Annotated in this window: 21 protein-coding genes; 8 read left to right on the top strand and 13 right to left on the bottom strand. The window is 62.7% G+C overall.

The window, feature by feature from the left end:
- Positions 1-373 precede the first annotated feature (373 nt).
- From FB481_RS05940 to aguA, 3 genes are all read left to right on the top strand, one after another.
- Positions 374-1,753 (top strand): glutamine synthetase family protein, encoded by a 1,380-nt coding sequence (locus tag FB481_RS05940; protein ID WP_147175462.1) that lies wholly within the window; start codon positions 374-376, stop codon positions 1,751-1,753.
- 197 nt (positions 1,754-1,950) lie between these two features.
- A complete protein-coding gene (locus FB481_RS05935; RefSeq protein WP_093500440.1) occupies positions 1,951-2,574 on the top strand; it encodes a TetR/AcrR family transcriptional regulator in 624 nt (207 codons plus the stop codon).
- A gap of 353 nt (positions 2,575-2,927) precedes the next feature.
- The gene (aguA, locus tag FB481_RS05930; protein WP_147175461.1) at positions 2,928-4,034 is read left to right on the top strand and encodes an agmatine deiminase; all 1,107 of its coding nucleotides are present in this window, start codon (positions 2,928-2,930) and stop codon (positions 4,032-4,034) included.
- Positions 4,035-4,127: 93 nt separating this feature from the next.
- Here the strand turns inward: aguA and FB481_RS05925 are convergent, their stop codons facing one another.
- From FB481_RS05925 to desA, 3 genes are all read right to left on the bottom strand, one after another.
- Positions 4,128-5,492, bottom strand: a complete 1,365-nt coding sequence (locus FB481_RS05925; protein ID WP_147175459.1) for an OprD family porin — start codon at positions 5,490-5,492, stop codon at positions 4,128-4,130.
- 420 nt (positions 5,493-5,912) lie between these two features.
- The gene (locus tag FB481_RS05920) at positions 5,913-6,878 is read right to left on the bottom strand and encodes a GGDEF domain-containing protein (RefSeq protein WP_093500446.1); all 966 of its coding nucleotides are present in this window, start codon (positions 6,876-6,878) and stop codon (positions 5,913-5,915) included.
- A 158-nt stretch (positions 6,879-7,036) separates the two neighbouring features.
- On the bottom strand, positions 7,037-8,221 hold the full coding sequence (gene desA, locus FB481_RS05915; RefSeq protein ID WP_147175457.1) for a delta-9 fatty acid desaturase DesA: 1,185 nt from the start codon (positions 8,219-8,221) through the stop codon (positions 7,037-7,039).
- Positions 8,222-8,384: 163 nt separating this feature from the next.
- Between desA and FB481_RS05910 the strand changes: the two genes are divergently transcribed.
- Positions 8,385-10,646 carry a bifunctional diguanylate cyclase/phosphodiesterase gene (locus FB481_RS05910; protein ID WP_147175455.1) on the top strand — a complete coding sequence of 754 codons (2,262 nt, stop codon included), beginning with the start codon at positions 8,385-8,387 and terminating at the stop codon, positions 10,644-10,646.
- Between the two features lie 24 nt (positions 10,647-10,670).
- Here FB481_RS05910 and FB481_RS05905 read toward each other — a convergent pair whose 3' ends face one another.
- On the bottom strand, positions 10,671-11,348 hold the full coding sequence (locus FB481_RS05905; RefSeq protein ID WP_147175454.1) for a glutathione S-transferase N-terminal domain-containing protein: 678 nt from the start codon (positions 11,346-11,348) through the stop codon (positions 10,671-10,673).
- 222 nt (positions 11,349-11,570) lie between these two features.
- Here FB481_RS05905 and yccS point away from each other — a divergent pair, with 222 nt between their 5' ends.
- Together yccS and FB481_RS05895 are read left to right on the top strand one after the other, a co-directional pair.
- On the top strand, positions 11,571-13,760 hold the full coding sequence (gene yccS, locus FB481_RS05900) for a YccS family putative transporter (RefSeq protein ID WP_147175452.1): 2,190 nt from the start codon (positions 11,571-11,573) through the stop codon (positions 13,758-13,760).
- Between the two features lie 5 nt (positions 13,761-13,765).
- Complete coding sequence (locus tag FB481_RS05895) at positions 13,766-14,248, top strand: GreA/GreB family elongation factor (RefSeq protein ID WP_093500455.1); 483 nt, start codon at positions 13,766-13,768, stop codon at positions 14,246-14,248.
- Here FB481_RS05895 and FB481_RS05890 read toward each other — a convergent pair.
- The 9 genes from FB481_RS05890 to tkt form a co-directional block, all read right to left on the bottom strand.
- Positions 14,242-14,748 (bottom strand): M48 family metallopeptidase, encoded by a 507-nt coding sequence (locus tag FB481_RS05890; RefSeq protein WP_093500457.1) that lies wholly within the window; start codon positions 14,746-14,748, stop codon positions 14,242-14,244. The two genes, FB481_RS05895 and FB481_RS05890, sit on opposite strands and share 7 nt — an antisense overlap.
- Before the next feature lie 47 nt (positions 14,749-14,795).
- Complete coding sequence (locus FB481_RS05885) at positions 14,796-15,896, bottom strand: PQQ-dependent sugar dehydrogenase (protein ID WP_178109842.1); 1,101 nt, start codon at positions 15,894-15,896, stop codon at positions 14,796-14,798.
- Positions 15,896-16,339, bottom strand: a complete 444-nt coding sequence (locus FB481_RS05880) for a hypothetical protein (protein ID WP_093500459.1) — start codon at positions 16,337-16,339, stop codon at positions 15,896-15,898. The genes FB481_RS05885 and FB481_RS05880 overlap by 1 nt, the downstream gene beginning before the upstream one ends.
- A 206-nt stretch (positions 16,340-16,545) precedes the next feature.
- Complete coding sequence (gene fba / locus FB481_RS05875) at positions 16,546-17,610, bottom strand: class II fructose-bisphosphate aldolase (RefSeq protein ID WP_093500461.1); 1,065 nt, start codon at positions 17,608-17,610, stop codon at positions 16,546-16,548.
- A 100-nt stretch (positions 17,611-17,710) separates the two neighbouring features.
- Positions 17,711-18,040 carry an MliC family protein gene (locus FB481_RS05870; protein ID WP_093500463.1) on the bottom strand — a complete coding sequence of 110 codons (330 nt, stop codon included), beginning with the start codon at positions 18,038-18,040 and terminating at the stop codon, positions 17,711-17,713.
- Between the two features lie 15 nt (positions 18,041-18,055).
- Positions 18,056-18,250 carry a hypothetical protein gene (locus FB481_RS05865; protein WP_093500466.1) on the bottom strand — a complete coding sequence of 65 codons (195 nt, stop codon included), beginning with the start codon at positions 18,248-18,250 and terminating at the stop codon, positions 18,056-18,058.
- Positions 18,251-18,355: 105 nt separating this feature from the next.
- Positions 18,356-19,525, bottom strand: coding sequence for a phosphoglycerate kinase (locus FB481_RS05860; RefSeq protein ID WP_372239546.1), 1,170 nt, complete (start codon positions 19,523-19,525; stop codon positions 18,356-18,358).
- Between the two features lie 4 nt (positions 19,526-19,529).
- Positions 19,530-20,594: an erythrose-4-phosphate dehydrogenase gene (gene epd, locus FB481_RS05855; RefSeq protein ID WP_147175450.1), complete on the bottom strand. Its 1,065-nt coding sequence runs from the start codon at positions 20,592-20,594 to the stop codon at positions 19,530-19,532.
- Positions 20,595-20,802: 208 nt separating this feature from the next.
- On the bottom strand, positions 20,803-22,803 hold the full coding sequence (tkt, locus tag FB481_RS05850; RefSeq protein WP_147175448.1) for a transketolase: 2,001 nt from the start codon (positions 22,801-22,803) through the stop codon (positions 20,803-20,805).
- A 230-nt stretch (positions 22,804-23,033) separates the two neighbouring features.
- Between tkt and FB481_RS05845 the strand changes: the two genes are divergently transcribed.
- A complete protein-coding gene (locus FB481_RS05845; RefSeq protein WP_147175446.1) occupies positions 23,034-24,062 on the top strand; it encodes a metalloregulator ArsR/SmtB family transcription factor in 1,029 nt (342 codons plus the stop codon).
- Positions 24,059-25,249: a methionine adenosyltransferase gene (metK, locus tag FB481_RS05840; protein WP_147175444.1), complete on the top strand. Its 1,191-nt coding sequence runs from the start codon at positions 24,059-24,061 to the stop codon at positions 25,247-25,249. The genes FB481_RS05845 and metK overlap by 4 nt, the downstream gene beginning before the upstream one ends.
- Positions 25,250-25,274 lie beyond the last annotated feature (25 nt).

Raw genomic sequence — 25,274 nt, 5'->3', positions numbered from 1 at the left:
GGGCTGCGCAAGAGGATCGAGCAACCTCTACCACAGCCGGCAATGCCGCGCACCGTGGGAGGCTGGCAATGACGCCGGACAGCGACATGCAGCTCATGAAACACCCGTATTGTTGGATTATGTGGGGTTTGACCGAGCTTATCCTTGTTCATTTTTCAACACAAGCTGGCTCAATGATTCGCGCACCGCCCCACAGCCGCGTCTAAAAGGGTGCAGAGATCTAACGCTGGAAATGCCCTGAAACGCCCTAAAAATGGCCGCAGCGCCCCTCATTGGGGCAACATCGAGCTGCCTTGACAGCCTCTGGCGTTTGGGATTGACTCGCTGTGTGTCAGCAATTGATTGATATTTTTAACAACAAAGGTGTTGCATCATGTCGGTACCCCCGCGTGCCGTTCAGCTCAATGAAGCGAACGCGTTCCTCAAGGAACACCCTGAGGTTCAGTTCGTCGACCTTCTGATTGCAGATATGAATGGTGTCGTGCGCGGCAAGCGCATCGAACGCGCCAGCCTCCACAAGGTGTATGAAAAGGGCATCAACCTGCCAGCTTCGCTGTTCGCCCTGGACATCAACGGCTCAACCGTCGAAAGCACCGGCCTTGGCCTGGACATCGGCGACGCCGACCGTATCTGCTTCCCCATCCCCGATACCCTGTGCAAGGAACCTTGGCAGAAGCGCCCAACAGCGCAACTGCTGATGACCATGCACGAACTGGACGGCAGCCCCTTCTTTGCCGATCCCCGTGAGGTATTGCGTCAGGTGGTACAGAAGTTCGACGAACTTGGCCTGACCATCTGCGCGGCCTTCGAACTGGAGTTCTACCTGATCGACCAGGAGAACGTGAATGGCCGTCCACAACCGCCGCGCTCGCCGATCTCCGGCAAGCGCCCGCACTCGACTCAGGTTTATCTGATCGACGACCTCGACGAGTACGTCGACTGCCTGCAGGACATGCTCGAAGCCGCCAAGGAGCAGGCGCTGCCCGCCGACGCCATCGTCAAGGAAAGTGCACCGGCGCAGTTCGAGGTCAACCTGCATCACACCAATGATGCGCTCAAGGCCTGCGACCACGCGCTGCTGCTCAAGCGCCTGATCAAGAACATCGCCTACGACCATGAGATGGACTCCACCTTCATGGCCAAGCCCTATCCGGGTCAAGCGGGCAATGGTCTGCACGTGCACATCTCGCTACTCGACAAGAAAACCGGGCAGAACATCTTCGCCACCGAGGATCCGGAGCAGCACGCCCCGCTGCGTCATGCCATTGCAGGCATTCTCGACACCATGCCGGCGTCGATGGCCTTCCTGTGCCCGAACGTCAACTCCTACCGCCGTTTCGGCGCGCAGTTCTACGTCCCGAACGCGCCGAGCTGGGGCCTGGACAACCGCACCGTAGCCGTACGCGTGCCGACCGGCAGCAGCGATGCGATCCGCATCGAACACCGGGTAGCCGGCGCCGATGCCAACCCGTACCTGATGATGGCGGCGATCCTGGCCGGTATTCATCACGGTCTGACCAACCAGCTGGATCCAGGTGAGCCCATCGAGGGCAACTCTTACGAGCAACTGGAACAGAGCCTGCCGAACAACCTGCGCGATGCCCTGCGCCAGCTGGACGACAGTGAGGTGCTCAACAAGTACATCAGCCCGGATTACATCGACATCTTCGTCGCCTGCAAGGAAGCGGAGCTGCAGGAGTTCGAGACGACCATCTCCGATCTCGAGTACAACTGGTACCTGCACACCGTGTGATGCGCAAAACGCCGGCGGAAGCCGGCGTTTTCATAGTCGCCTGGCGCTATCATTCGGCGACCGGCCAGGTACTGACGCCACGGTATCTCGTCGCACTCGCCACCATCGTCAAATAGGAAGACCGCATTGATTCACCGCCTTCCGGCTTTGCCAGTTATTGGCCTGGCACACGCCTGCAAGCAGCCAGGAACGCCTGAGTGAGCGCCCGCAAGCCCCGCGCCAGCAGCCAGGCACGTATCGAACAGATTCTCGCCGCGGCCCGCACGCTACTGGCCGAGCAAGGGGTGGCGGCGCTGTCGATCTACACCGTGGCCGAACGCGCGGAAATCGCACCGTCCTCGGTCTACCACTTCTTTCCCAGCGTACCCGCCTTGCTCCAGGCGCTGACGGCCGATGTTCACCGTGCCTTCCGAGACTGCCTGCAGGAGCCCATCGACGCGGACCAGTTGCAGTCCTGGCGTGATCTTTCCCGAATCATCGAGCAGCGAATGCTGCGCATCTATGCCGGCGATGCGGCGGCCAGGCAGCTGATCCTCGCCCAGCACGGCCTCAGCGAGGTGACCCAGGCTGACCGCCAGCACGATATCGAGCTCAGTCAGCAGCACCGGGCACTGTTCGACCGCTACTTCGAGTTGCCGGCGCTGCCGGACGATATCGATGTGTTCGGCCTGGCCATGGAGCTTGGCGATCGGGTGTACGCCCGCTCGATTCACCAGCACGGAGAAATCACCCCACGTTATGCCGAGGAAGGCTTGCGCGTATTCGAAGCGTACCTAGGGCTTTACCTGCCGCCCTTCCTGCGCAAACGCGCAATCAGCTGAAAGGTGCCGCCGTGGCCATGCTTCGCTGAACCGCCATGCGAGTTGCGCCATCAGCCCGAACAATTTCATTTAATACAAATAATTATCCGCAAATATATTTTAAATATGCTGGATAGTGCTAAAAACATCCTTTCAAAGCCGATATTTATCGACTATAAGATCATTTCCAATGAGCATTTCTCGCCGCGTATAAGCCCTCGCCTCGCCGCAATACAGGCATGTGATGCAAGGGCTGTAAGCGCACCAGGGATAAGCTCCGTAAACGGCGACCAGATTCTGTATGCCCCATTGAACCCTGGGATGGCGCAACCGCCTCCTGACCCCTTGAACGACTTCAGCACCGGAGCAACGCCATGAACACCTTGACCTCCACACCCCGCGCCGATGGCTTCCGCATGCCGGCCGAATGGGAGCCACACAGCCAGACCTGGATCGTGTGGCCGGAGCGCCCGGACAACTGGCGACTGGGTGGCAAGCCTGGCCAGCACGCGTTCGTAGCCGTGGCCAAGGCCATCGCCGAGTTCGAGCCGGTCACCGTCTGCGCCTCGGCGGCGCAATACGAAAATGCCTGCGCACACCTGGATCACGAGCGTATTCGCGTCGTCGAGATGACCACCGACGACGCCTGGGTTCGCGATACCGGCCCAACCTTCGTCACCGACCAGAAGGGCGAAGTGCGCGGCGTGGACTGGGGTTTCAACGCCTGGGGCGGGTTCGAGGGCGGCCTTTACTTCCCCTGGCTGCGTGATGATCAGGTCGCCAGCAAGATCCTCAATATCGAAGGCTACGACCGCTACCGCACTGAAGGTTTCGTACTCGAGGGCGGCTCGATCCACGTCGACGGTGAAGGCACCCTGATCACCACCGAAGAGTGCCTGCTCAACCACAACCGCAACCCGCACCTAAACCGTGAACAGATCGAAGCCATGCTGGCTGATCACCTGGCCATCGATACCGTGATCTGGCTGCCGCATGGCCTGTACAACGACGAGACCGACGGCCACGTCGACAACTTCTGCTGTTACGTGCGACCGGGCGAAGTGCTGTTGGCCTGGACCGACGATCCGCAGGATCCCAACTACAGCCGTTGCCAGGAAGCCATGGGTGTACTGGAAAAAGTCCGCGACGCCAAAGGCCGCGCCCTGACCGTGCACAAGATGCCGATCCCGGGCCCGCTGTATGCCACCGAGGAAGAATGCGCCGGTGTCGACCGCGCAGCCGGCAGCCAGGAGCGCAGCCCTGAGGTGCGCCTGGCCGGTTCCTACGTGAACTTCCTGATCGTCAACGGCGGCATCGTCGCCCCCAGCTTCAACGACCCGAAGGACGCAGAAGCCAAGGCCATCCTCGAGCGCCTGTTCCCCGAGCACCGAGTGGTGATGGTGCCGGGCCGGGAAATCCTGCTGGGCGGCGGCAATATCCACTGCATCACCCAGCAGCAGCCTGCAGCTACTGCCAATTGATTTAACCAACCAGCAGAAACGCAAAAGCCCGGAACCAGTCCGGGCTTTTGCATTTGAACGAGCCGCCGCGTGGTGCGGCTCGATACGGTCTGCTTACAGCAGCGGGATGCTGTAGCTGACGATCAGGCGGTTCTGATCGATATCGCCGCCTGGCTGACTACGCAGCGAGGCATTACGCCAGGCGAAACCCAGACCTTTGGCTGCGCCTTGCTGTACCACATAGCTGATGGTCAGGTCGCGTTCCCATTCTTTCAAATCGCCAGTAGCCGACTTGATATTGTCGCCTTTCATGTACAGCACGTTGGCGGTCAGGCCCGGTACGCCGATCTTGCCGAAGTCGTAGCCGTATTGGGTGATCCAGGTACGCTCGCCGGCACGGCCGAAGTTAGTGATCTGACGGTCGGTGATGAGATAGGTGGTTGCCCCGCCTTGACCACCAGGCAGATTACCTTGGTTTAGCTGAGTGAAGTTACTGTCACCGGAAACCTGCTGATAACCGGCGCTCAGAGCATGGCCTTCCAAGCTGTATGTGAAGAATGCGCTCCAAGTACGGTTGTCGACTTCACCGAAACTAGAATTGGCATTACCGCCGTTCCAATAACCAGCACCACGATACCCTTCGGCACGCCCAGCAGCACCACTGTTTTTACCATCGGACCCGGTATCGAAATAACGCAGGTCGGACTTCAGCGTGCCAGCACCTAGCGCCAGAGTGTGGGTCAGGCCCAGGAAGTGCTGTTTGTAGAAGTCGTCCAAGTTGCCGTAGTAGTACTGAACCAAGAGATCCTTGTTGATCTTATAGTCAGCACCTGCGTAATAAAACTTATTGCTGTCCGCACCATTAGCCGAGCCAGCGATAGACAGCGAATCCGAGTTGCTAGAAGCACGACCTTTAGCATGCTCAAGCTGACCAGCAATCAGGGTCAGATTATCGATTTCGTTGGAAGTGATTTGCGCACCTTCAAAGGTTTGCGGAATCAGACGACCGTCGTTGAAGGTCACGACCGGCAGCTTGGGCTGCAGAGTACCAACGTGCGCGACAGTTTTAGAAAAACGAATCTTGCCGGTCAGGCCCAGGCTGCTGAATTCGTTCTCGGCGCTGCCGTCGCTATCCAGGGGGAACAGAGTTCCGGTAGTGCCCGACGACTGCGGGGTACGGCTCTGACCCGGCTTGCCAGCACGGCCGCCGCCATCCAGACGTACACCCAGCAGGCCGATTGCATCAACGCCAACACCGATGGTGCCTTCAGTGAAACCCGACTGCAGGTTCAACTGGAAAGCCTGCCCCCACTCCTTGTTGCTGGGGCTGTCAGTATCGCGAACATCGTTGTTGAAATAGTAGTTACGCAGATCCAGCTTGGCCGTGCTGTCTTCGATAAAGGCAGCGTTGGCAACGTTGCCCAGGGTCAGACCCAGAGTGCCGGCGGCTACGGCCAGCGCCAGGGAAGCTTTTTTCATCGTGATCTCTCCAGTGTTCTGTTCTTTTAGTGGTGTTGCACATCGGCCCGCCAGATGCCGCCTTCATGGCGCGCAGCCAGCCGAATTCGGGTACGGCCGTCAGGCGACAGGCAGCCGGAGGGCGCCATGACTACGAAGACGGCAATACGAAAACTTAGGGGTAAGGGTGAAACAGGTTGGACTGACTGCTGCGACAGGCAATAGGCATCGTTCGACTCTCGGCATTGTTATTTTCGGCTCTGTAGGCCGTTGCTGTGGAATTTAACACAGCAGATTGCATGCCATGGACGACCAAAGTCGCATAAGCGCCAACATTTCAATATGTTACTGGCAAAATGACAGGAAGGGGCGTGCGCTCATCGATAAAAATGAGCGATTTTCCGCCGTATAAAAGCAAGGTTAAGGCGATATTCCGCCAACTCAGCTGGTGACGATCTGATTCTTGCCCTGACGCTTGGCCTGGTACATCGCCGCATCGGCCCGTGCGTACAGCACGTCCAGGCCCGGATCCCCGCTGCGTAACGTGGTCAGGCCCTGGCTGACGGTAATACCGAAGGTGGTGCCTTCATGGCTGAAGGACAGACGCTGAATCTCGCGCTGCAGGCGCTGGGCGATCTGCGAGGCCAGCTCCGGCTCGCACCCTGGGAACAGTGCTGCGAACTCTTCACCACCGATTCGCCCGAACAGATCACCACGGCGCAGTACCGAACTGGCGCAATTGGCCAGCTGCTGCAGCACCTGGTCGCCGACCTGGTGGCCGTAGGTGTCATTGATATGTTTGAAGTCGTCCAGGTCGAGCAGCAGGAAGGCCAGCGGCTGCCCGTGGGTGCGCGCCAGCTCGAACTCGCTTTGCGCGCATTCGAAGAAGTGCCGACGGTTACTGCTCTGGGTCAGCACGTCGGTGGTGGCCAGGCGGTGCAGCTCGCCTTCGAGCTGCTTCTTCTCGGTGATGTCTTCGGCAATACCGAAGATGATCGGCGACGCATGGGTTTCGCTCTGCCTGCCGATAAAGCATTTGTCGCTGAGCCAGCGAATCTCGCCGTCAGCACGGATGATCCGGTATTCGCGAGCCTCCACGGCACCGGTCTCCAGCACTTTGGCCATGCTTTCGGCCGCGTATTCCACATCATCGGGATAGATGCTGTTGCGCCACTCTCCATAGTCGGCCAGCAACAAGCCGGCCGAGCGTCCGAAAATCAACTCGTAAGCCGGGCTGACATAGATGATCTGTTGAGCCTCCCAGTCGAACGCCCAGAGCACCGCATTGACGCTGCCCAGGAGCGTGCTGAACAGTTGCTCGCGCTCGCGCAGCCGGGTGCCTTCAGCACGGCTGTGCAGCAGAGCCAGGGTCAGCTCTTCCAGGTCAATAGCAGCGAGTTCATCCATATACCGATCCAGAGCATTGGCCCCTTGCTTGCGGTTAAGGCCGCCAAGGAGAATCGAAAAAGCCCGCCGAATGGCGGGCTTTTGGGTGGCAGCCGGGTCACAACTATGACCATGGCTGCAGTGGGCGGTTCACCGACCTCCCGGCTTTGTGCGCTACATCACGCGGCCACTGGGCGCAGAGAGTAGGTTTTCAACTGCTCGGCGAAATCACGCAGCGATTGAATGCCGCTCGCTTCGGCGTCGTGTACCCAGTGTTTGATCGCTTCGAGCATGTCATGACCATTGGCACTGGTACGCGCCCATATCAGTTGCAGTGCCAGGCGCTTCTCGTAGATCACCTTGAGCGCTTGGCTGTGCGCCAGCATGGCGTCGATACGCACCTGCTGCTTGTCCTGCAGCAGACTCGGTTCACGAGAGAGCAGGCGCTTGGCCCGACGAAACTGATGACGAACTGACTCGTCGGCCTTGGCCAGCTCCTGCTTGACCAGCGGCCCGATCACCAGCTTGCGGTACTGAGCCATGATCTGGAAACGGTTGTTGAGGATGGCCATGGCGGTATCCATGTCCAGAATCCCTTTGCCCGGCACGCGATGGGCAATCGGCGCAACGCGCTGAACCTTGGCCAGGCCCAGCATGCTGAACAGCCGGATCCACGCCCAGCCCATGTCGAACTCCCAGCGGTTGACCGACAGCTTGGCGGAGTTCGGGTAGGTATGGTGGTTGTTGTGCAGCTCCTCGCCGCCAACGATGATGCCCCAGGGCACCAGATTGGTGGCCGCGTCGCGGCACTCGAAGTTGCGATAACCGACGGCATGGCCCAGCCCGTTGATGACCCCGGCAGCCCAGAAGGGAATCCAGATCATCTGTACGGCCCAGACGGTCAGGCCCAGGGCGCCGAACAACAGCACATCGATGATCAGCATCAGCGACACGCCGCCAATCGGGAAGCGCGAATAGATGTTGCGCTCGATCCAGTCATCCGGGCAGTTCTTGCCGTAGATGCGCAGGGTGTCTTCGTTCTTCGCCTCTTCGGCATACAGCTCGGCACCTTTGCGCATTACCGTGCCCAGGCCCTTCACAACCGGGCTGTGGGGGTCTTCTGCGGTTTCACATTTGGCGTGATGCTTGCGGTGGATGGCCGTCCACTCGCGGGTGTTCATGCCTGTGGTCATCCACAGCCAGAATCGGAAGAAGTGCTTGAGTGCAGGGTTCAGCTCCAGGGAGCGGTGCGCCGAATAACGGTGCAGATAGACCGTGACGGCTACGATGGTGATGTGAGTCAGCACCAGGGTGACGACGATGAGCTGCCAGACCGGCAGATCGAGAAAACCGTTGTACCACATGGGCAGGGGTACCTCTTGCAGAGAAAAAGCGATGCGGACAAAGTGCCGCATCTCCATTATCAACACTCGCTGCTGGAAAACCACTTGGTCTTTTGGCTAAGGATGTTACAAGGATGCCCCCACGGATGATCTTTTCCCCCGAAAACCAAGCCAACCATTCCCCATGAGCACTCGCCAGGGCGCACTGCGCCTGACTTTGAACTACCTGATCGCCGCCGGCCTGTGGATCGTGTTCAGCGACCTGCTATTGGCCTCGCTCGATCTCACCGCCCGACAGGCGGAGCAGGTTCAGGTCTGGAAGGGTCTGGTGTTCGTGCTGCTGACCAGCGCCCTGCTGTACCTGACGATCAGTCGCCACCTGGAACGCCAGGCGAAGATCGGCACCGCGCTGCGCGCCAGCGAAGAACGACTCAGCCTGGCGCTGTCGGCCACCGAAGATGGTCTATGGGACTGCGATCTGATCCATCAGCGCGTGTATTACTCGCCGGCTTATCACGCCCTGCTGGGCATGAACGATGGTGAGCTGAGCGCCGACCGCGACCATTGGCAACAACTGCTGCATCCCGACGACCGCGCCGTTTATCAGCGCGTTCTCGACCAATTGATGCAGGCTAGCGAAGACAGCGCCTACGAAAACAGCTATCGCCTACGCCACCGCGATGGGAGCTACCGCTGGGTGCTGTCGCGCGGGCGGTTGCAGCTCGATACCCAGGGGCGCCCTGCGCGCTTTATCGGAACGGTCAAGGACATCACCCAGCGCCGCGCCGATGCCGACAGCCTGCGCCAGGCAGCTGCAGTGTTCGAGTCGACCCAGGAAGGCGTGCTGGTCACCGATGCGCAGCAGAACATCGTGCACATCAACCCGGCGTTCAGTCGCATCACTGGCTACAGCGAAGCGGAAATCCTCGGCAAGCACCCGACCCTACTCAAGTCCGGCCGCCATGACGCGGCGTTCTACCAGCATCTCTGGCACACCCTGCAGACTCAGGGCACTTGGAGCGGCGAGGTGTGGAACCGCCGCAAAAACGGCGAAATCTATCCGCAGTGGCAGTGCATCCGCACCATTCGCGGTGATCACGGCCTGCTCAGCCATTACGTGGCGGTGTTCTCGGACATCACCGTGCTCAAGCATTCCCAGCATGAGCTCGATCACCTCGTCCACCATGATCCTCTGAGCGGCCTGCCCAACCGCCTGTTGTTCAGCGAGCGAGTCGAGCATGCCCTGCAGCGCGCCCAGCGTGATGAGGAGCGTGGCGCCGTGCTGGTCGTCGACCTGGATCACTTCAAGCACATCAACGAAAGCCTCGGCCACAACCTCGGCGACCTGCTGCTCAAGGCCACTGGTGAGCGACTGGCCAGCCAGTTGGGCAACGGCAGCACCCTGGCGCGCCTGGGTGGTGACGAGTTTGCCATGCTCAGCGAGGACTGCACCCAGGCCGAGCAGGCGGCGCACCTGGCACAGACACTGATCGATTGCCTGGACGCCCCCTTCCTGCTCGAAGGCCAGGAGCTGTTCATTTCCGCCAGTGTCGGTATCTGCCTGTATCCGGATGACGCCAACAGCGTCGATCAGGTGCTGCGTAACGTCGACTCGGCGCTGTTCAAAGCCAAGAGCACTGGCCGTGGCGGCTTCGCTTTCTATGATCAGGAGCAGACCGAGTATGCCCGCCAACGTGTAGAGCTGATCGCCGGCATGCGCCACGCCATCGAGAACAGCGAGCTGCGGGTGCATTACCAACCGCTTCACAGCCTGACCGACAACCAATTGATAGGGGTAGAGGCCCTGGTGCGCTGGCAGCACCCGCAACGCGGCCTGGTGCCGCCCGGCGAATTCATCCCGATTGCCGAAGACAGCGGCATGATCGCCGCCATTGACGCCTGGGTGCTCGAACAGGCGTGCCGGCAGATGGTCGCCTGGCGCAGCGCCGGGCGTAGCCTGCAATTCGTCGCCGTGAATGTTTCCAGCCGCCTGTTCAGCCGCGGCGAACTGGACCAGCGCGTCGCCCAGGTACTGGCCAGCACCGGCCTACCGGCCGGCTACCTGGAACTGGAAGTGACGGAAAGTGCGGTGATGGACGACCCGGATCAGGCCCAGGCCTTGCTCGAACGCCTACGCGGCCTGGGCGTGCGCCTGGCCATTGACGACTTTGGCACCGGCTACAGCTCGCTAGCGCGCTTGAAACGCCTGCCGGTGCACAAGCTCAAACTCGACCAAAGCTTCGTCGCCGGCCTGCCCGACGACAAGGACGATCTGGCGATCACCCGGGCGGTCATTGCCCTTGCCCACAGCATGGAGATGAAGGTGCTCGCCGAAGGCGTGGAACGCGCCGAGCAGCTGGAGCGCCTGCGCCAGCTGGGCTGTGACTACGTTCAGGGCTACTTCATTGGCCGGCCGGTGCCGGCGCAGGAGCTGCAACTGGCGTAACTAGTGCCACGCTAGCAGCCCATTTCAGAACAGCGCCTTGCGCGCCTCACTGGTCAATACCTCATCCGGGCGCTGGCCGATGGCTTCCGCGACTTGATAGGCGCGCTGCACTGCCGAACGCTTGCCCATGCGCGCCAGCCAGGCGGCCATGTTGGGGAAATCCTCCAGGCGCTGGCGCTGCAGCTCCCAGCCCTTGGCCCAAGGATAGATGGCCATGTCGGCGATCGAGTAGTCGCCGGCCACGTACTCGCGCCCCTCGAGGCGACGATCGAGCACACCGTACAGGCGCGCGGTCTCCTTCACGTAGCGGTCGATGGCATAGGGAATCTGCTCCGGCGCGAAGCGTACGAAGTGATGGTTCTGCCCCGCCATCGGGCCCAGGCCGCCCATCTGCCAGTGCAGCCACTGCTGCACCTCGACGCGCAGGCGTGGCTGCAGCGGCATGAAGCGCCCGATCTTGTCGGCCAGGTATTCAAGAATCGCCCCGGACTCGAACAGCGAAATCGGCTCGCCGCCGTCGCTGGGATTGTTGTCGACGATGGCCGGAATACGGTTGTTCGGCGCGATCTTCAGGAACGCCGGCTCGAACTGCTGGCCTTCGCCGATATTGACCGGGTGCACGTTGTACTCCAGCCCGCTCTCTTCGAGAAAGATGCTGATCTTGTGGCCATTGGGGGTCGTCCAGTAATGGAGATCGATCATGGGGCGCTCCTGTCGATGATGGCGTGCAATGAGTAAAACTTTGGAGCCAGGCGCTGCAAGCAGAGTTCAGCCCTAGTGACCGAGACGCTGCACCCATCGTCAGCGTGCGCGGCTCGGCGTATCACGCAAGCGCCGCTCGCACTGAACGATGCCAGCAAGGCACAATCGAAACGCCGCGTTGAGCCCCAATCAGTCACCTCACCCGTACAGGTCGCGATCCGGATGCCGTCTTCCTCCTTGCGCCACTCGCTGCGCCGCCTATGGGCGCTGGACAAATTCAGCTACAGCCTGCGGGTGTTCATCGCCCTGGGCGGCAGCCTGGCGCTGTGCTGGCATCAGGGCTGGATGCACAGCCTGATTCCGCTGTTTCTCGGTGTGATCGCCAGTGCCCTGGCCGAGACCGACGACAGCTGGCAGGGCCGGCTGACCGCGCTACTGGTCACTCTGGGCTGCTTTAGCGCTGCGGCCTATACGGTCGAATTCCTGTTTCCCTACCCCTGGCTGTTCGTCACCGCCCTCGCGCTCTCCGCCTTTTCCCTGACGATGCTCGGCGCCCTTGGCGAGCGCTTCGCCACCCTCGGCTCGGCCACGCTGATTCTGGCGGTGTACAGCATGATCGGCGTGGAGCAGCGCGGCGGCGTCGCCGGATTGTGGATGGAACCGCTGCTGCTGGTGGCGGGCGCCGCCTGGTACGGCTTGCTCTCGGTGCTCTGGCATGCCTTGTTCGCCCACCAACCAGTACAGCAGAGCCTGGCGCGGCTATTCCGCGAGCTGGGGCTGTACCTCAAGCTCAAGGCAGCGCTGTTCGAGCCGCTGCGTCAGCTGGACGTGGAAGCCCGGCGTCTGGACCTGGCCAAGCAGAATGGCCGGGTGGTGGCGGCGCTCAACGCCACCAAGGAAATCATCCTGCACCGGGTCGGCAATGGTCGCCCCGGCCCCAAGGTCAGCCGCTACCTGAAGCTGTATTTTCTCGCCCAGGACATTCACGAGCGCGCCAGCTCCTCGCACTATCCCTATAACGCCCTGGCTGAAGCCTTCTTCCACAGCGACGTGATGTTCCGCTGCCAGCGCCTGCTGCGTCTGCATGGCAAGGCCTGCCATGCGCTGGCCCAGGCCATCGAGCTGCGCCAGCCATTCGAGTACGGCGAGCAGTACAGCCAGGCCCAGGCCGACCTGCAAGCCTCCCTGGAACACCTGCGCATCCAGAGCAACCCGGCGTGGAAGCACCTGCTGCGCTCGCTCGGCGCCCTGGCCGGCAACCTTGGCACCCTAGATCGCCTGCTCGGCAGCGCCAGCAACCCCGACGCCCTCGCCGAGGAGCAGGACAGCTCGCTGCTCGACCGCGAACCGCAGTCGCTACGCGATGTGTGGGAGCGCATCCGCCTGCAGCTCACGCCCACTTCGCTGCTGTTCCGCCACGCCCTGCGCCTGTCCATCGCCCTGGCTGCCGGTTACGGCGTGCTGCACTGGATTCACCCGACCCAGGGCTACTGGATCCTGCTCACCACCCTGTTCGTCTGCCAGCCCAACTACGGCGCCACGCGCATGAAGCTGGTGCAGCGCATCGTCGGCACCGTGCTCGGCCTGCTGCTGGGCTGGGCGCTGATCGACCTGTTCCCAGCGCAGCTGGTCCAGGCGTTCTTCGCCGTCGCCGCCGGCGTGGTGTTCTTCGCCACCCGCTCCAGTCGCTACACCGTGGCTACCGCGGCGATCACCCTGATGGTGCTGTTCTGCTTCAACCAGGTGGGCGACGGCTACGGGCTGATCCTGCCGCGCCTGTTCGATACCCTGCTCGGCAGCCTGATCGCCGGCCTGGCGGTGTTCCTGATCCTGCCGGACTGGCAGGGCCGCCGACTCAATCGCGTGGTGGCCAACACCCTGAGCTGCAACAGCACCTACCTGCGGCAGATCATGCGCCAATACGCCGAAGGCAAACGCGACGACCTCGCCTATCGCCTGGCCCGGCGCAATGCCCACAATGCCGATGCGGCGCTGTCGACCACCCTTGGCAACATGCTGATGGAGCCGGGACACTTCCGGAAGGAGGCGGATATCGGCTTTCGCTTTCTGGTGCTCTCCCACACCCTGCTCAGCTACCTGTCGGGGCTCGGTGCGCACCGTGGCGAGGCGCTTTTGGCCGACGAGCAGAACGAACTGCCGGCCAGTGCCTTGCGCCTGGCAGACAGCCTCGACGAGATTGCCCGCGGCCTCAGCGAACAGACGCCGGTGGCCATCCAGAGTGACCATGAGGATCGCCTTGCCAGCAGCCTGGAGCAGATGCCCGATGACCTGGACGACGCCCAGCGCCTGGTGCAAACCCAGCTGTCGCTGATCGCCCGCCAGCTCGGCCCACTACGCACCCTGGCGGCGCACTTGCTGAAGAACCGCGAAAAGCCGGCAGTCGGGGTCTGACCGCCATGGACAAGCAGGCTATCGTGCAGCAGGTCATCGAACGGCTCGGTCTGGAACTGCAGGCCGCCGAACAGGCAGCGCGGGTCGCCCATGAAACGGCCACCCATGAAGAGAACATCGCCGAGAACAAGTACGACACCCTCGGGCTGGAAGCCGCCTACCTGGCCGCCGGGCAGGCTCGCCGCGTGGAAGAGATCGGCCAGCGCCTGCGCGTCTGGCGCCAGCTGCAGGTGCGCCCCTATGACGATGCCCAGGGTATTCGGCTGACCAGCCTGGTACTGCTGGCCGACGAAAACGACCAGCAGCAATGGCTGTTTCTCGGCCCGGAAGGCGCGGCGATCAAGGTGCAGGTCGAGCAGCGCGCGATTCTCGTGCTGAGCCCGGATGCACCGCTCGGCCAGCGTCTGCTGGGACGGCACATCGGTGACGAAATCGAGCTGACCGTCGCCGGCCGCTCGCAGCATCACGAAATCATCGAAGCCTATTGAGGCGTACCAGCCTGCAGATCACGCCAGGTTAGATACAGGCGCAGGTCGAACTCCAGTTGCTGATAGTCCGGCAGCATGTATTCGCAGAGTTTGTAGAACGCCTTGTTGTGATCGCTTTCCTTCAGGTGCGCCAGCTCGTGCACCACGATCATCTGCAGGAACTGCGGCGCCGCCTCGCGAAACAGCGAGGCGACGCGAATCTCCTTCTTGGCCTTGAGCTTGCCACCCTGCACCCGAGAGATACTGGTGTGCAGGCCGAGGGCGCGATGGGTCAGGTCTAAACGGTTGTCGAACAGCACCTTGTCGATGGCCGGCGCATTCTTCAGGTGTTCCTGCTTGAGCGCCATGACGTAGACGTACAGCGCCTTGTCGCTCTGGATCCCGTGGCGGCCCTGATAGCGCTGCGCCAGGTAATCGCCCAGGCGCTCGCCCGCAATCATCTGGCGGACTTGCTCCTGCAAGGAGGCGGGATAACCCTGGAGGTATTTGAGGGGTGTCATGGCGGTACGGCAGGTCGGACTTGGCGGTCAATTATGCCGCACCTGCACTACAGCGGCACGACCCGCAGCAGCCTGCCTTCCTCGCTGTCGGTTAGCAGATACAGCGCGCCATCGGGCCCGTCGTAGACACCGCGAATGCGCTCCTCCAGTTCCTGGAAGAGGATGTCCTCCCCTGCCAGCCGGCCTTTCTCCAGGCGCACCCGGCGCACGCTCTTTTCCTTCAGCGTGGAAACGAACAGATCGCCCTTCCAGTGCGGGAAACGGTCACCGGTGTACAACGCCAGCCCGGAGGGCGCGACCGACGGCGTCCAGTGCAACTCCGGCGAGAGGTAATCCGGCAGCTCGGTAAAAGGGGTGACCAGCGCGCCGGTGTAATCGACGCCAAAGGACGCCAGCGGCCAGCCGTAATTGCCGCCGGGCTGCAGCAGGTTCAGCTCGTCGCCGCCTTTGGGGCCGTGCTCGTGGCTGTACAGGCGCTGGCGCTGGCGGTCGTAGACGATACCCTGCACGTTGCGGTGTCCGAGGCTGTAGATCTCCTCGGCGGCGCCCGGCTGGCCACGCAGCGGGTTGTCCGGCGGAATGCTGCCGTCGCGGTTCAGTCGCACCGTCTTGCCCAGGTGATTGGCCGGGTTCTGCGCCTGCTCACGCCAGTCGAAGCCATCGCCCAGGGTCAGCACCAGGGTGTCGTCCGGCAGGAAAGCGATGCGCCCGCCATAGTGGGAGGCGCCGGCCTTGGCCGGCTGGGCGGTGAACAGCACCTGAAAATCACGTAGCTCGCCATCGACCAGCCGGGCGCGAGCCAGCCGTGTGTTGTTGGCATCCGCCTCACCGTGGGCGTAGCTCAGGTAGATCCACGGGTCGCTGGCAAAATGCGGGTCTAGCGCTACCTCCATCAGGCCGGCCTGGGTGGCCACGAAGGGCGCCGGCATACCGCCGATTGGCTCGGCCTGCAGCGTGCCCTGGGCGTCGATCAGGCGTAGCTGCCCAGTGCGCTCGGTCACCAGCATGCGGCCATCGGGCAGGAAGGCCATAGACCAAGGGTACGCCAGGCCGCCGGTGACGGTTTCGATCCGATAATCGGCCTCGGCCAGCGCGCTCGCGCAGAGCCCCAGTGCCAGCAAAGCCACCACCCCGTTCTTCAAGGCCATCAGCGTGCGCCCCCACTGAAGCGTGCGAACACCAGACTACCCAGGCCGCCGCAACACATCAGCGCCAGGGTGCCGACCAGGGTGCGATTGGCGCCGATCAGGGTCGGCATCGGCGCCACGGCATTGGCGAAGGTCAGTGCCAGCCACATGGCCAGGGCGCCCGCGAGCAGAAACGCCAGCCAGCGCAATGCGCCGCGGGCAGGCGCCAGCCAGGTGGTCAGCGGCAAGGCGATGATGAAAGCAGCGATCACCAGAGCGGCGAGAGTCGGGCTGAAGCCCAGCAGATCACGGGCAGTGGCTTGCAGGCGAATAGCTGGCGGGATCTGCGCCCCAAGCTGCTGCAGGGCGGCGAGATTGAACTGGGTCTGAACGATGCTGCCGAGTACGGTGGCAACGAGCACGGCCAAGCCGAATGGCAGCCAGAGGCGAGAGTTCTGAGGCATGGGAGCCGACATCCTGAAACGCGTGGCGGCAGTATGGCGCAGCGCCTCGGGCGCGGTGGAACAGGAGTTTTACATGGTTTTTCGTGGGCGACAGACGACACGCGCGTACCTGGTCGACACCCAATACTCGCAATCAAAACGCCGTCACCAGATACAGAAAAGCCGCCGGCCCCGCTAAGGGCAGGCGGCTTTGCGGCTATGCGAGATCAGTTGATCTTGGCGGCCAGCTCACCCTTGGCGTAACGCAGGAACATGCCTTCCAGAGAGATCGGCTTGATCTTCGAGGCATTACCGGCGGTGCCGAAAGCTTCATAACGGGCGATGCACACGTCACGCATGGCTTCGACGGTCTTGGCGAAGTATTTGCGCGGGTCGAACTCGGCCGGGTTCTGGGCCATGAAACGACGGATCGCACCGGTGGAAGCCAGGCGCAGGTCGGTGTCGATATTGACCTTGCGCACGCCGTACTTGATGCCTTCGACGATCTCTTCGACCGGCACGCCGTAGGTTTCCTTGATGTCGCCGCCGTACTCGTTGATGATCGCCAGCCAATCCTGCGGCACCGAGCTGGAACCGTGCATCACCAGGTGGGTGTTGGGGATGCGCTTGTGGATTTCCTTGATGCGCTCGATGGACAGCACATCGCCGGTTGGCGGCTTGGTGAACTTGTAGGCGCCGTGGCTGGTGCCGATGGCGATGGCCAGGGCGTCGACCTGAGTCTTCTTGACGAAGTCAGCCGCTTCTTCCGGGTCGGTCAGCAGTTGGCTGTGATCGAGCACGCCTTCGGCGCCGACGCCGTCTTCTTCACCGGCCATGCCGGTTTCCAGGCTACCCAGGCAGCCCAGCTCACCTTCCACCGAAACGCCGCAGGCGTGAGCGAAGGCAACGGTCTGCTGGGTTACGCGCACGTTGTAGTCGTAGTCGGCCGGAGTCTTGCCGTCTTCCTTGAGCGAGCCGTCCATCATCACCGAGCTGAAACCCAGCTGGATGGAGCGCTGGCAGACGTCAGGGCTGGTGCCGTGGTCCTGGTGCATGCACACCGGGATGTGCGGGAATTCTTCGATCGCAGCGAGGATCAGGTGGCGCAGGAACGGTGCACCGGCGTACTTGCGGGCACCCGCAGAGGCCTGGACGATGACCGGCGAATCGGTCTTGTCGGCGGCTTCCATGATGGCGCGCATCTGCTCGAGGTTGTTGACGTTGAAGGCCGGCACGCCGTAGCCGAATTCGGCGGCGTGGTCGAGCATCTGGCGCATGCTGATAAGTGCCATGTTTTGCTATCTCCCGATAGGGCTCGTTGATCGTGCAAGCCTGCCGCAGTGGCAGGCGCTATTCAAGTTTGCGCGAGTGGGCATGCCGCTCGCAGGTCTTTCAGGGCGCCTTGCAGCCGCGCCCGAGCAAATCGTCATTGGCGGTGCGGTAGATCAGCCCTTCCTCACCCTTGGCGTGGAAGGACAGCGTACCGTCGCTGTACAGCTCGCCGGAACCGGACGGTTCCAGGCTCAGGCGGTGGACGACATCGCTGCCACCCATGCGCACATCGACCTTCTCATGGGCCGGGTCGGCGTAACGCCAGAACACTTCGGCATGGCTGTCGCAGACCCAGTGGTTCCACGGCTGACTCTCGGCGTAATCCTTGCCGGCACAACCGGCTAGCATGGCCAGGCCGAACAACACGGCCGTGCATTGGTATCGGGTCATCGCACTCTCCTTGCCTTAGCAGTTCTGCTCGCCCACGGGCGGCGTCGAATCACCAGTACTCTGCCCTTCGATGCGCTGATCGTCGCGCGTGGTCGGCAGATCGATTTCCGCCGGGCTCAGGACTCGGCAGGCGTCGTCGCGTGGCGAGCCGCCACCTGCACATCCGCCCAGAACCACACACACCATCAGTACCACGGCCGCGTTACGCATGGGTCACTCCTTGCTGGCTGATTTCCGTACAAGGCTAATGACCACCACAGGCCGCCAAGGTTTAGGGTCTGTACGCAAGCGTACCGACCCTGGCTTTTACCTTTATTACTCGGCGGCGCGCTTCTGCAGGATTTCCACTGCCGGCAGTACCTTGCCCTCGACGAACTCAAGGAAGGCACCGCCGCCGGTGGAAATGTAGGAAATGCGCGAGGCCACATCGTACTTGTCGATGGCTGCCAGGGTGTCGCCACCACCAGCGATGGAGAACGCTGGGCTTTCGGCGATGGCCAGGGCCAGGGCCTTGGTGCCTTCACCAAACTGATCGAACTCGAACACACCGACCGGGCCGTTCCACAGAATGGTCTTCGACGCCTTGAGCAGCTCGGCGAACTGCTTGGCGGTTTGCGGGCCGATGTCGAGGATCATGTCGTCGTCGGCCACGTCGGCGACCGCTTTGACGGTCGCGACGGCAGACTCGGAAAACTCCTTGGCGACCACCACGTCGACCGGCAGCGGCACGTTGACCTTGGCGGCGATGGCCTTGGCGGTGTCGACCAGGTCAGCCTCGTACAGCGACTTGCCGACCCGAAAACCGGCCGCCGCCAGGAAGGTATTGGCAATGCCGCCGCCGACGATCAGCTGATCGCAAATGCCGCTCAGGCTGTTCAGCACGTCCAACTTGGTCGACACCTTGGAGCCAGCGACGATCGCCGCCATCGGCTGGGCCGGCGCACCCAGGGCCTTGCCCAGTGCGTCCAGTTCGGCGGCCAGCAGCGGGCCGGCCGCGGCGACCTTGGCGAATTTGGCCACGCCTTGGGTCGAGCCCTCGGCACGGTGGGCAGTACCGAAGGCGTCCATCACGAACACGTCGCACAGGGCGGCGTATTGCTGGGCCAGCTCGTCGGCGTTCTTCTTCTCGCCCTTGTTGAAACGCACGTTCTCGAACAGCACCAGCTCACCGGCCTTCAGTTCGACACCGTTCAGGTAGTCCTTGACCAGCGGTACCTCGCGGCCCAGGGCCTTGCTCAGGTAGGCGGCCACCGGCGCCAGGCTGTTGTCTTCGCTGAATTCACCTTCGGTCGGGCGGCCCAGGTGCGAGCAGACCATTACCGCGGCGCCTTTTTCCAGGGCCAGCTTGATGGTCGGCAGCGCGGCAAGAATGCGCGCATCACTCTTCACAACGCCGTCCTTGACCGGCACGTTGAGGTCTTCACGGATCAGCACGCGCTTACCTTGCAGATCAAGGTCGGCCATTTTCGCGATGTTCAGGGTCATTGAATCAGTCCTTAACAGGGGCTGGTGATAAGTGAGCGGCGGCATCGAGATAATGCACGGCCATGTCGAGCATACGATTGGCGAAGCCCCATTCGTTGTCGAACCAGGCCAGCAGGTTGACCAGGCGAGGCCCGGAAACCCGTGTCTGACTGCCGTCGACGATGGCCGAATGGGGATCATGGTTGAAGTCGCAACTGGCGTGCGGCAACTCGGTGTACGCCAGCAGACCCTGCAGCGGCCCCTGTTCGGCGGCCTGGCGCAGGATCCGGTTGATCTCCTCGGCACTGGTGTCGCGGGCGGTCTGCAAGGTGATATCCAGGCAGGACACGTTGACCGTCGGCACCCGAATGGCTTTGGCCTGGATTCGCCCGGCAAGTTCCGGGAGCAGCCGTTCGATGCCGCGCGCCAGGCCCGTGGACACCGGAATCACCGACTGGAAGGCCGAACGCGTACGACGCAGGTCCTCGTCGTGATAGGCATCGATCACCGGCTGGTCGTTCATCGCCGAGTGGATGGTGGTGATAGAGATGTACTCCAGCCCCACCGCCTCGTCGAGCAGCTTGAGCAGTGGCACGCCGCAGTTGGTGGTGCAGGATGCGTTGGAGACCAGACGCTCACTGCCCGTCAGGCACTGCTGATTGACGCCGTACACCACCGTGGCGTCGACATCGCTCTCACTGGCCATCGGCTGCGACAGCAGCACCCGCGGCGCGCCTGCACGCACGAAGCGCTCGGCCTGCTCGCGCGTGGTGTACTGGCCGGAGCATTCGAGCAACAGGTCGATGTCCAGCGCACGCCAGTCGACGCCCTCGGGCTCGCGCTGGCGCAGGACCTTGAGCGGCTTGCCGTTGATGTGCAGATGGTCACCGGCGACCTTCACCTCGCCGGGGAAACGCCCGTGGGTGGAGTCGAAACGGGTCAGGTATTCGATGCTGGCCTGGTCGGCCAGGTCATTGAGCGCGACGATTTCCAGCCGAGCCTCGCCTGCCCGCTCATGCAGCGCACGCAAAACGCAACGACCGATGCGGCCATAGCCGTTCAGGGCAACGCGGTAAGGGCGATGGGACATGGCGATCTCGGAGATCCTGTTCAAAGACTGCTACGCGTCGGCATTGCTGCGTTAAAAACAGGCTCGGAATGCTCATTTACACTAGTAAACTCCGCTTCCTCGCCTGTTTTTGCCTTGCACTGCTCTAGCTCGCGATCCTTTGAAGAGGATCTGAGAGAATCGAGCATGAGCCGAGACGAACCGCGCAGGCTCGTCTCGGCTGACAGGGTCAAGCGTCGAGCAGTTCTTCGGCGGTGCCGATGATGTTCTCGACGGTGAACCCGAAGTGCTCGAACAGCTGACCGGCGGGCGCCGACTCACCGTAGGTTTCCATGCCGATCACGCGGCCTTCGAGGCCGACGTACTTGTACCAGAAGTCCGCGTGTGCAGCTTCGATGGCGATCCGCGCGGTGACCTGCAGCGGCAGTACCGACTGCTTGTAGGCAGCGTCCTGCTGGTCGAAGACGTTGGTCGACGGCATCGACACCACGCGGACCTTGCGGCCCTGCTCGCTCAGCTTGTCGGCGGCCTGGATGGCCAGACCGACTTCCGAGCCGGTGGCGATCAGGATCAGTTCCGGCTCGCCGGCGCAGTCTTTCAGCACGTAGCCGCCACGGCTGATGGCCGCTTCGGTTTCGTGGTCGCGCAGGTTATGCGGCAGGTTCTGGCGCGAGAAGATCAGCGCGCTCGGGCCGTCCTTGCGCTCGACCGAGTGCTTCCAGGCCACCGCGGCTTCGACGGTATCCGCCGGGCGCCAGGTGTCCAGGTTCGGCGTGGTACGCAGGCTGGTCAGCTGCTCGACCGGCTGGTGGGTCGGGCCGTCTTCGCCGAGGCCGATGGAATCGTGGGTGAACACGTAGAGCACGCGCAGCTTCATCAGTGCCGACATGCGCACCGCGTTACGGGCGTATTCCATGAACATCAGGAAGGTCGCGCCGTAAGGAATCAGGCCGCCGTGCAGGGCGACGCCGTTCATGATGGCGCTCATGCCGAACTCGCGCACGCCGTAGTACATGTAGTTGCCCGAAGCATCTTCGGCGACGACCGGCTTGCAGCCCTTCCACAGGGTCAGATTGGAACCGGCCAGGTCCGCCGAGCCGCCGAGCAACTCCGGCAGCAGCGGGCCGAAGGCGTTCAGGCAGTTCTGGCTGGCCTTGCGGCTGGCGATGGTTTCGCCCTTCTCGGCCACGGAGCGGATGAACTCGCTGGCCTTTTCGGAGAAGTCGGCCGGCAGCTCGCCGGCCATGCGGCGCACGAATTCGTTGGCCAGTTCCGGATGGGCGGCGGAGTAGGCAGCGAAGCGCTGGTCCCACTCGGCTTCGGCAGCCAGGCCGGCTTCCTTGGCATCCCACTCGGCGTAGATGTCGGCCGGAACTTCGAACGGTGCGTGGTTCCAGTTCAGGGCAGCGCGGGTCAGGGCGATCTCATCGTGGCCCAGGGCAGCGCCGTGGGACTCTTCCTTGCCCTGCTTGTTCGGCGAACCGAAACCGATGATGGTCTTGCAGCAGATCAGCGTCGGACGGTCGCTGGACTTGCGTGCGGTGTCGATGGCCATCTTGATTTCTTCGGCATCGTGGCCATCGACGTTGCGGATCACCTGCCAGCCGTAGGCTTCGAAGCGCGCCGGCGTGTCGTCGGTGAACCAGCCGTGCACTTCGCCGTCGATGGAAATGCCGTTGTCGTCGTAGAAGGCGATCAGCTTGCCCAGGCCCAGAGTGCCGGCCAGGGAGCAGACTTCATGGCTGATGCCTTCCATCATGCAGCCGTCACCGAGGAACGCGTAGGTGTGGTGATCGACAATGGTGTGGCCTTCGCGGTTGAACTGCGCCGCCATGATCTTCTCGGCGAGGGCGAAACCCACGGCGTTGGCGATACCCTGACCGAGCGGGCCGGTGGTGGTCTCGACGCCTGGTGCATAGCCGTATTCCGGGTGGCCCGGGGTCTTGCTGTGCAGCTGGCGGAAGTTCTTCAGGTCGTCGATGGACAGGTCGTAGCCGGTCAGGTGCAGCAGCGAGTAGATCAGCATCGAGCCGTGGCCGTTGGACAGCACGAAGCGGTCACGGTCGGCGAACTTCGGGTTGGCCGGGTTGTGCTTCAGGTAGTCACGCCACAGCACTTCGGCGATATCCGCCATGCCCATGGGGGCACCGGGGTGGCCGCTGTTGGCTTTTTGCACAGCATCCATGCTGAGGGCACGAATGGCATTGGCACGCTCACGACGGCTGGGCATCGCTAATCTCCTGCGGGTGGCTGCCGAAGCAGCTTGGACGAAAAAAGGCGCCCATTTTCGCCCAGCCAGTACCGCCGGGGCAATGACAGATGGTCGTCCGCGACAATATTGCTGCGCTTTTTATCCACAGCAGCCTCGAAAATCTCGCGACTGCGCCGGACCGACCGCAATATCAAAACTTTTTGATATTGCGGTTGCTGGCTGAAAAATGACCGACTAGACTGCGCCGCATGACTCAACGTGCGCCTTCGCTCGACTTCGAGCCCACCGACCTGCTGTCCGCCCTGTGCAAGGCTGCGGGCGACGGCTTGCGCCTGAACGTTTTGCGCGCCCTGAGCAACGACTCCTTCGGTGTGCTGGAGCTGGCGCAGATTTTCGCCATCGGCCAGTCAGGCATGAGCCATCACCTCAAGGTGTTGGCCCAGGCCGGCCTGGTGGCGACACGTCGCGAAGGCAATGCGATCTTCTATCGCCGCGCCCTCGCCCACCTCGAAAGTCCCGGCGGCGCCCTGCATGCCGCGCTGCTGCAGGAAGTCGACAATCTCGAACTGCCCGCCGAGGTGCGTCAGCGCGTGGCCCAGGTGCACCAGCAACGGGCCGCTGCCAGCCGCGACTTCTTCGCCCGCAGCGCCGAGCGTTTCCAGGCTCAGCAGGATCTGATCGCCGGCCTGCCGCAGTACCGCGACAGCGTCGTGGCGCTGCTCGACTCGCTGGATTTACCGGCCCAGGCCAGCGCCCTGGAAATCGGCCCCGGCGACGGCGGCTTCCTGCCGGAACTGGCACGCCGCTTCACTCGTGTGACCGCCCTGGACAACAGCGAGGCGATGCTCGAACTGGCCCGCCAGCGCTGCCAGCAGGAGGGCCTGGACAACGTTCAGCTGCAGCTGGCCGATGCTCTACAGGATGCCTACACCGGCGCCGATTGCGTGGTGCTGAACATGGTGTTGCACCATTTCGCCGCCCCGGCCCAAGCTTTGAGCAAACTGGCCGAACAGGTCAATCCGGGCGGCAGCCTGCTGATCACCGAACTGTGCAGCCACGACCAGAGCTGGGCCCGCGACACTTGCGGCGATCTCTGGCTAGGCTTCGAGCAGGACGATCTCGCCCACTGGGCAATCGCCGCTGGCCTGACACCTGGCGAAAGCCTGTATGTCGGCCTGCGCAATGGTTTTCAAATTCAGGTGCGACATTTCCAGCGCACCCTTCCACTCACGCACGCGGCCGAGAGGCCCTCACTCGCCAGGACAATCGATAGATGAGCGAATACTCCCTGTTTACCTCCGAGTCCGTGTCCGAAGGGCACCCGGACAAGATCGCCGACCAGATCTCCGATGCCGTGCTCGACGCCATCATCACCCAGGACAAGCACGCCCGCGTGGCCGTGGAAACCCTGGTCAAGACCGGCGTGGCGATCATCGCCGGTGAAGTGACCACCAGCGCCTGGGTCGACCTCGAGCAAATCGTCCGTGACGTGATCTGCAACATCGGCTACACCAGCTCCGACGTCGGCTTCGACGGCGCCACCTGCGGCGTGATGAACATCATCGGCAAGCAGTCCCCGGACATCAATCAGGGCGTCGACCGCGCCAAGCCGGAAGACCAGGGCGCCGGCGACCAGGGCCTGATGTTCGGCTACGCCAGCAACGAAACCGACGTGCTGATGCCGGCGCCGATCCGCTTCTCCCACGCCCTGGTCGAGCGCCAGGCCGAAGCCCGCAAGTCCGGCCTGCTGCCGTGGCTGCGTCCGGACGCCAAATCCCAGGTCACCTGCCGCTACGAGAACGGCAAGGTAGTCGGCATCGACGCCGTGGTGCTGTCCACCCAGCACAACCCGGACGTATCGCTGTCCGACCTGCGTGAAGCGGTGATGGAGCTGGTGATCAAGCACACCCTGCCGGCCGAACTGCTGCACAAGGACACCCAGTTCCACATCAACCCGACCGGCAATTTCGTGATCGGCGGCCCGGTGGGCGACTGTGGCCTGACCGGCCGCAAGATCATCGTCGACAGCTACGGCGGCATGGCTCGCCATGGCGGCGGCGCATTCTCCGGCAAGGATCCGTCCAAGGTCGACCGCTCGGCAGCCTACGCCGGCCGCTACGTCGCCAAGAACATCGTCGCTGCCGGTCTGGCCGAGCGCTGCGAGATCCAGGTGTCCTACGCCATCGGCGTGGCCCAGCCGACCTCCATCTCGATCAACACCTTCGGCACCAACAAGGTGGCGGAAGAGACCATCATCAAGCTGGTGCGCGACGTGTTCGATCTGCGTCCGTACGCCATCACCAAGATGCTCGACCTGCTGCACCCGATGTACCAGCCGACTGCCGCCTACGGCCACTTCGGCCGCGAGCCGCAGCAGCTGACCGTCGGCGACGACAGCTTCACCAGTTTCACCTGGGAAAAAACCGACAAGGCCGCCGAACTGCGCACCGCCGCCGGCCTGTAAGCCCAAGCCACCGCCGCACCTTGTG

The sequence above is a fragment of the Pseudomonas sp. AG1028 genome, from assembly GCF_007993955.1.
GTDB classification, from domain to species: Bacteria; Pseudomonadota; Gammaproteobacteria; order Pseudomonadales; family Pseudomonadaceae; genus Aquipseudomonas; species Aquipseudomonas straminea.
Note: the sequence above shows the minus strand (reverse complement) of the source record. Positions and strands in the feature narration are given on the sequence as shown.

Excerpts from the sequence above, each read along its gene's own strand:
- FB481_RS05940 (WP_147175462.1), top strand. The coding sequence starts at position 374 with ATGTCGGTACCCCCGCGTGCCGTTCAGCTCAATGAAGCGAACGCGTTC.
- aguA (WP_147175461.1), top strand. The coding sequence starts at position 2,928 with ATGAACACCTTGACCTCCACACCCCGCGCCGATGGCTTCCGCATGCCG.
- FB481_RS05925 (WP_147175459.1), bottom strand. The coding sequence starts at position 5,492 with ATGAAAAAAGCTTCCCTGGCGCTGGCCGTAGCCGCCGGCACTCTGGGT.
- FB481_RS05920 (WP_093500446.1), bottom strand. The coding sequence starts at position 6,878 with ATGGATGAACTCGCTGCTATTGACCTGGAAGAGCTGACCCTGGCTCTG.
- desA (WP_147175457.1), bottom strand. The coding sequence starts at position 8,221 with ATGTGGTACAACGGTTTTCTCGATCTGCCGGTCTGGCAGCTCATCGTC.
- FB481_RS05910 (WP_147175455.1), top strand. The coding sequence starts at position 8,385 with ATGAGCACTCGCCAGGGCGCACTGCGCCTGACTTTGAACTACCTGATC.
- FB481_RS05905 (WP_147175454.1), bottom strand. The coding sequence starts at position 11,348 with ATGATCGATCTCCATTACTGGACGACCCCCAATGGCCACAAGATCAGC.
- yccS (WP_147175452.1), top strand. The coding sequence starts at position 11,571 with ATGCCGTCTTCCTCCTTGCGCCACTCGCTGCGCCGCCTATGGGCGCTG.
- FB481_RS05895 (WP_093500455.1), top strand. The coding sequence starts at position 13,766 with ATGGACAAGCAGGCTATCGTGCAGCAGGTCATCGAACGGCTCGGTCTG.
- FB481_RS05890 (WP_093500457.1), bottom strand. The coding sequence starts at position 14,748 with ATGACACCCCTCAAATACCTCCAGGGTTATCCCGCCTCCTTGCAGGAG.
- FB481_RS05885 (WP_178109842.1), bottom strand. The coding sequence starts at position 15,896 with ATGGCCTTGAAGAACGGGGTGGTGGCTTTGCTGGCACTGGGGCTCTGC.
- FB481_RS05880 (WP_093500459.1), bottom strand. The coding sequence starts at position 16,339 with ATGCCTCAGAACTCTCGCCTCTGGCTGCCATTCGGCTTGGCCGTGCTC.
- fba (WP_093500461.1), bottom strand. The coding sequence starts at position 17,610 with ATGGCACTTATCAGCATGCGCCAGATGCTCGACCACGCCGCCGAATTC.
- FB481_RS05870 (WP_093500463.1), bottom strand. The coding sequence starts at position 18,040 with ATGACCCGATACCAATGCACGGCCGTGTTGTTCGGCCTGGCCATGCTA.
- FB481_RS05865 (WP_093500466.1), bottom strand. The coding sequence starts at position 18,250 with ATGCGTAACGCGGCCGTGGTACTGATGGTGTGTGTGGTTCTGGGCGGA.
- FB481_RS05860 (WP_372239546.1), bottom strand. The coding sequence starts at position 19,525 with ATGACCCTGAACATCGCGAAAATGGCCGACCTTGATCTGCAAGGTAAG.
- epd (WP_147175450.1), bottom strand. The coding sequence starts at position 20,594 with ATGTCCCATCGCCCTTACCGCGTTGCCCTGAACGGCTATGGCCGCATC.
- tkt (WP_147175448.1), bottom strand. The coding sequence starts at position 22,803 with ATGCCCAGCCGTCGTGAGCGTGCCAATGCCATTCGTGCCCTCAGCATG.
- FB481_RS05845 (WP_147175446.1), top strand. The coding sequence starts at position 23,034 with ATGACTCAACGTGCGCCTTCGCTCGACTTCGAGCCCACCGACCTGCTG.
- metK (WP_147175444.1), top strand. The coding sequence starts at position 24,059 with ATGAGCGAATACTCCCTGTTTACCTCCGAGTCCGTGTCCGAAGGGCAC.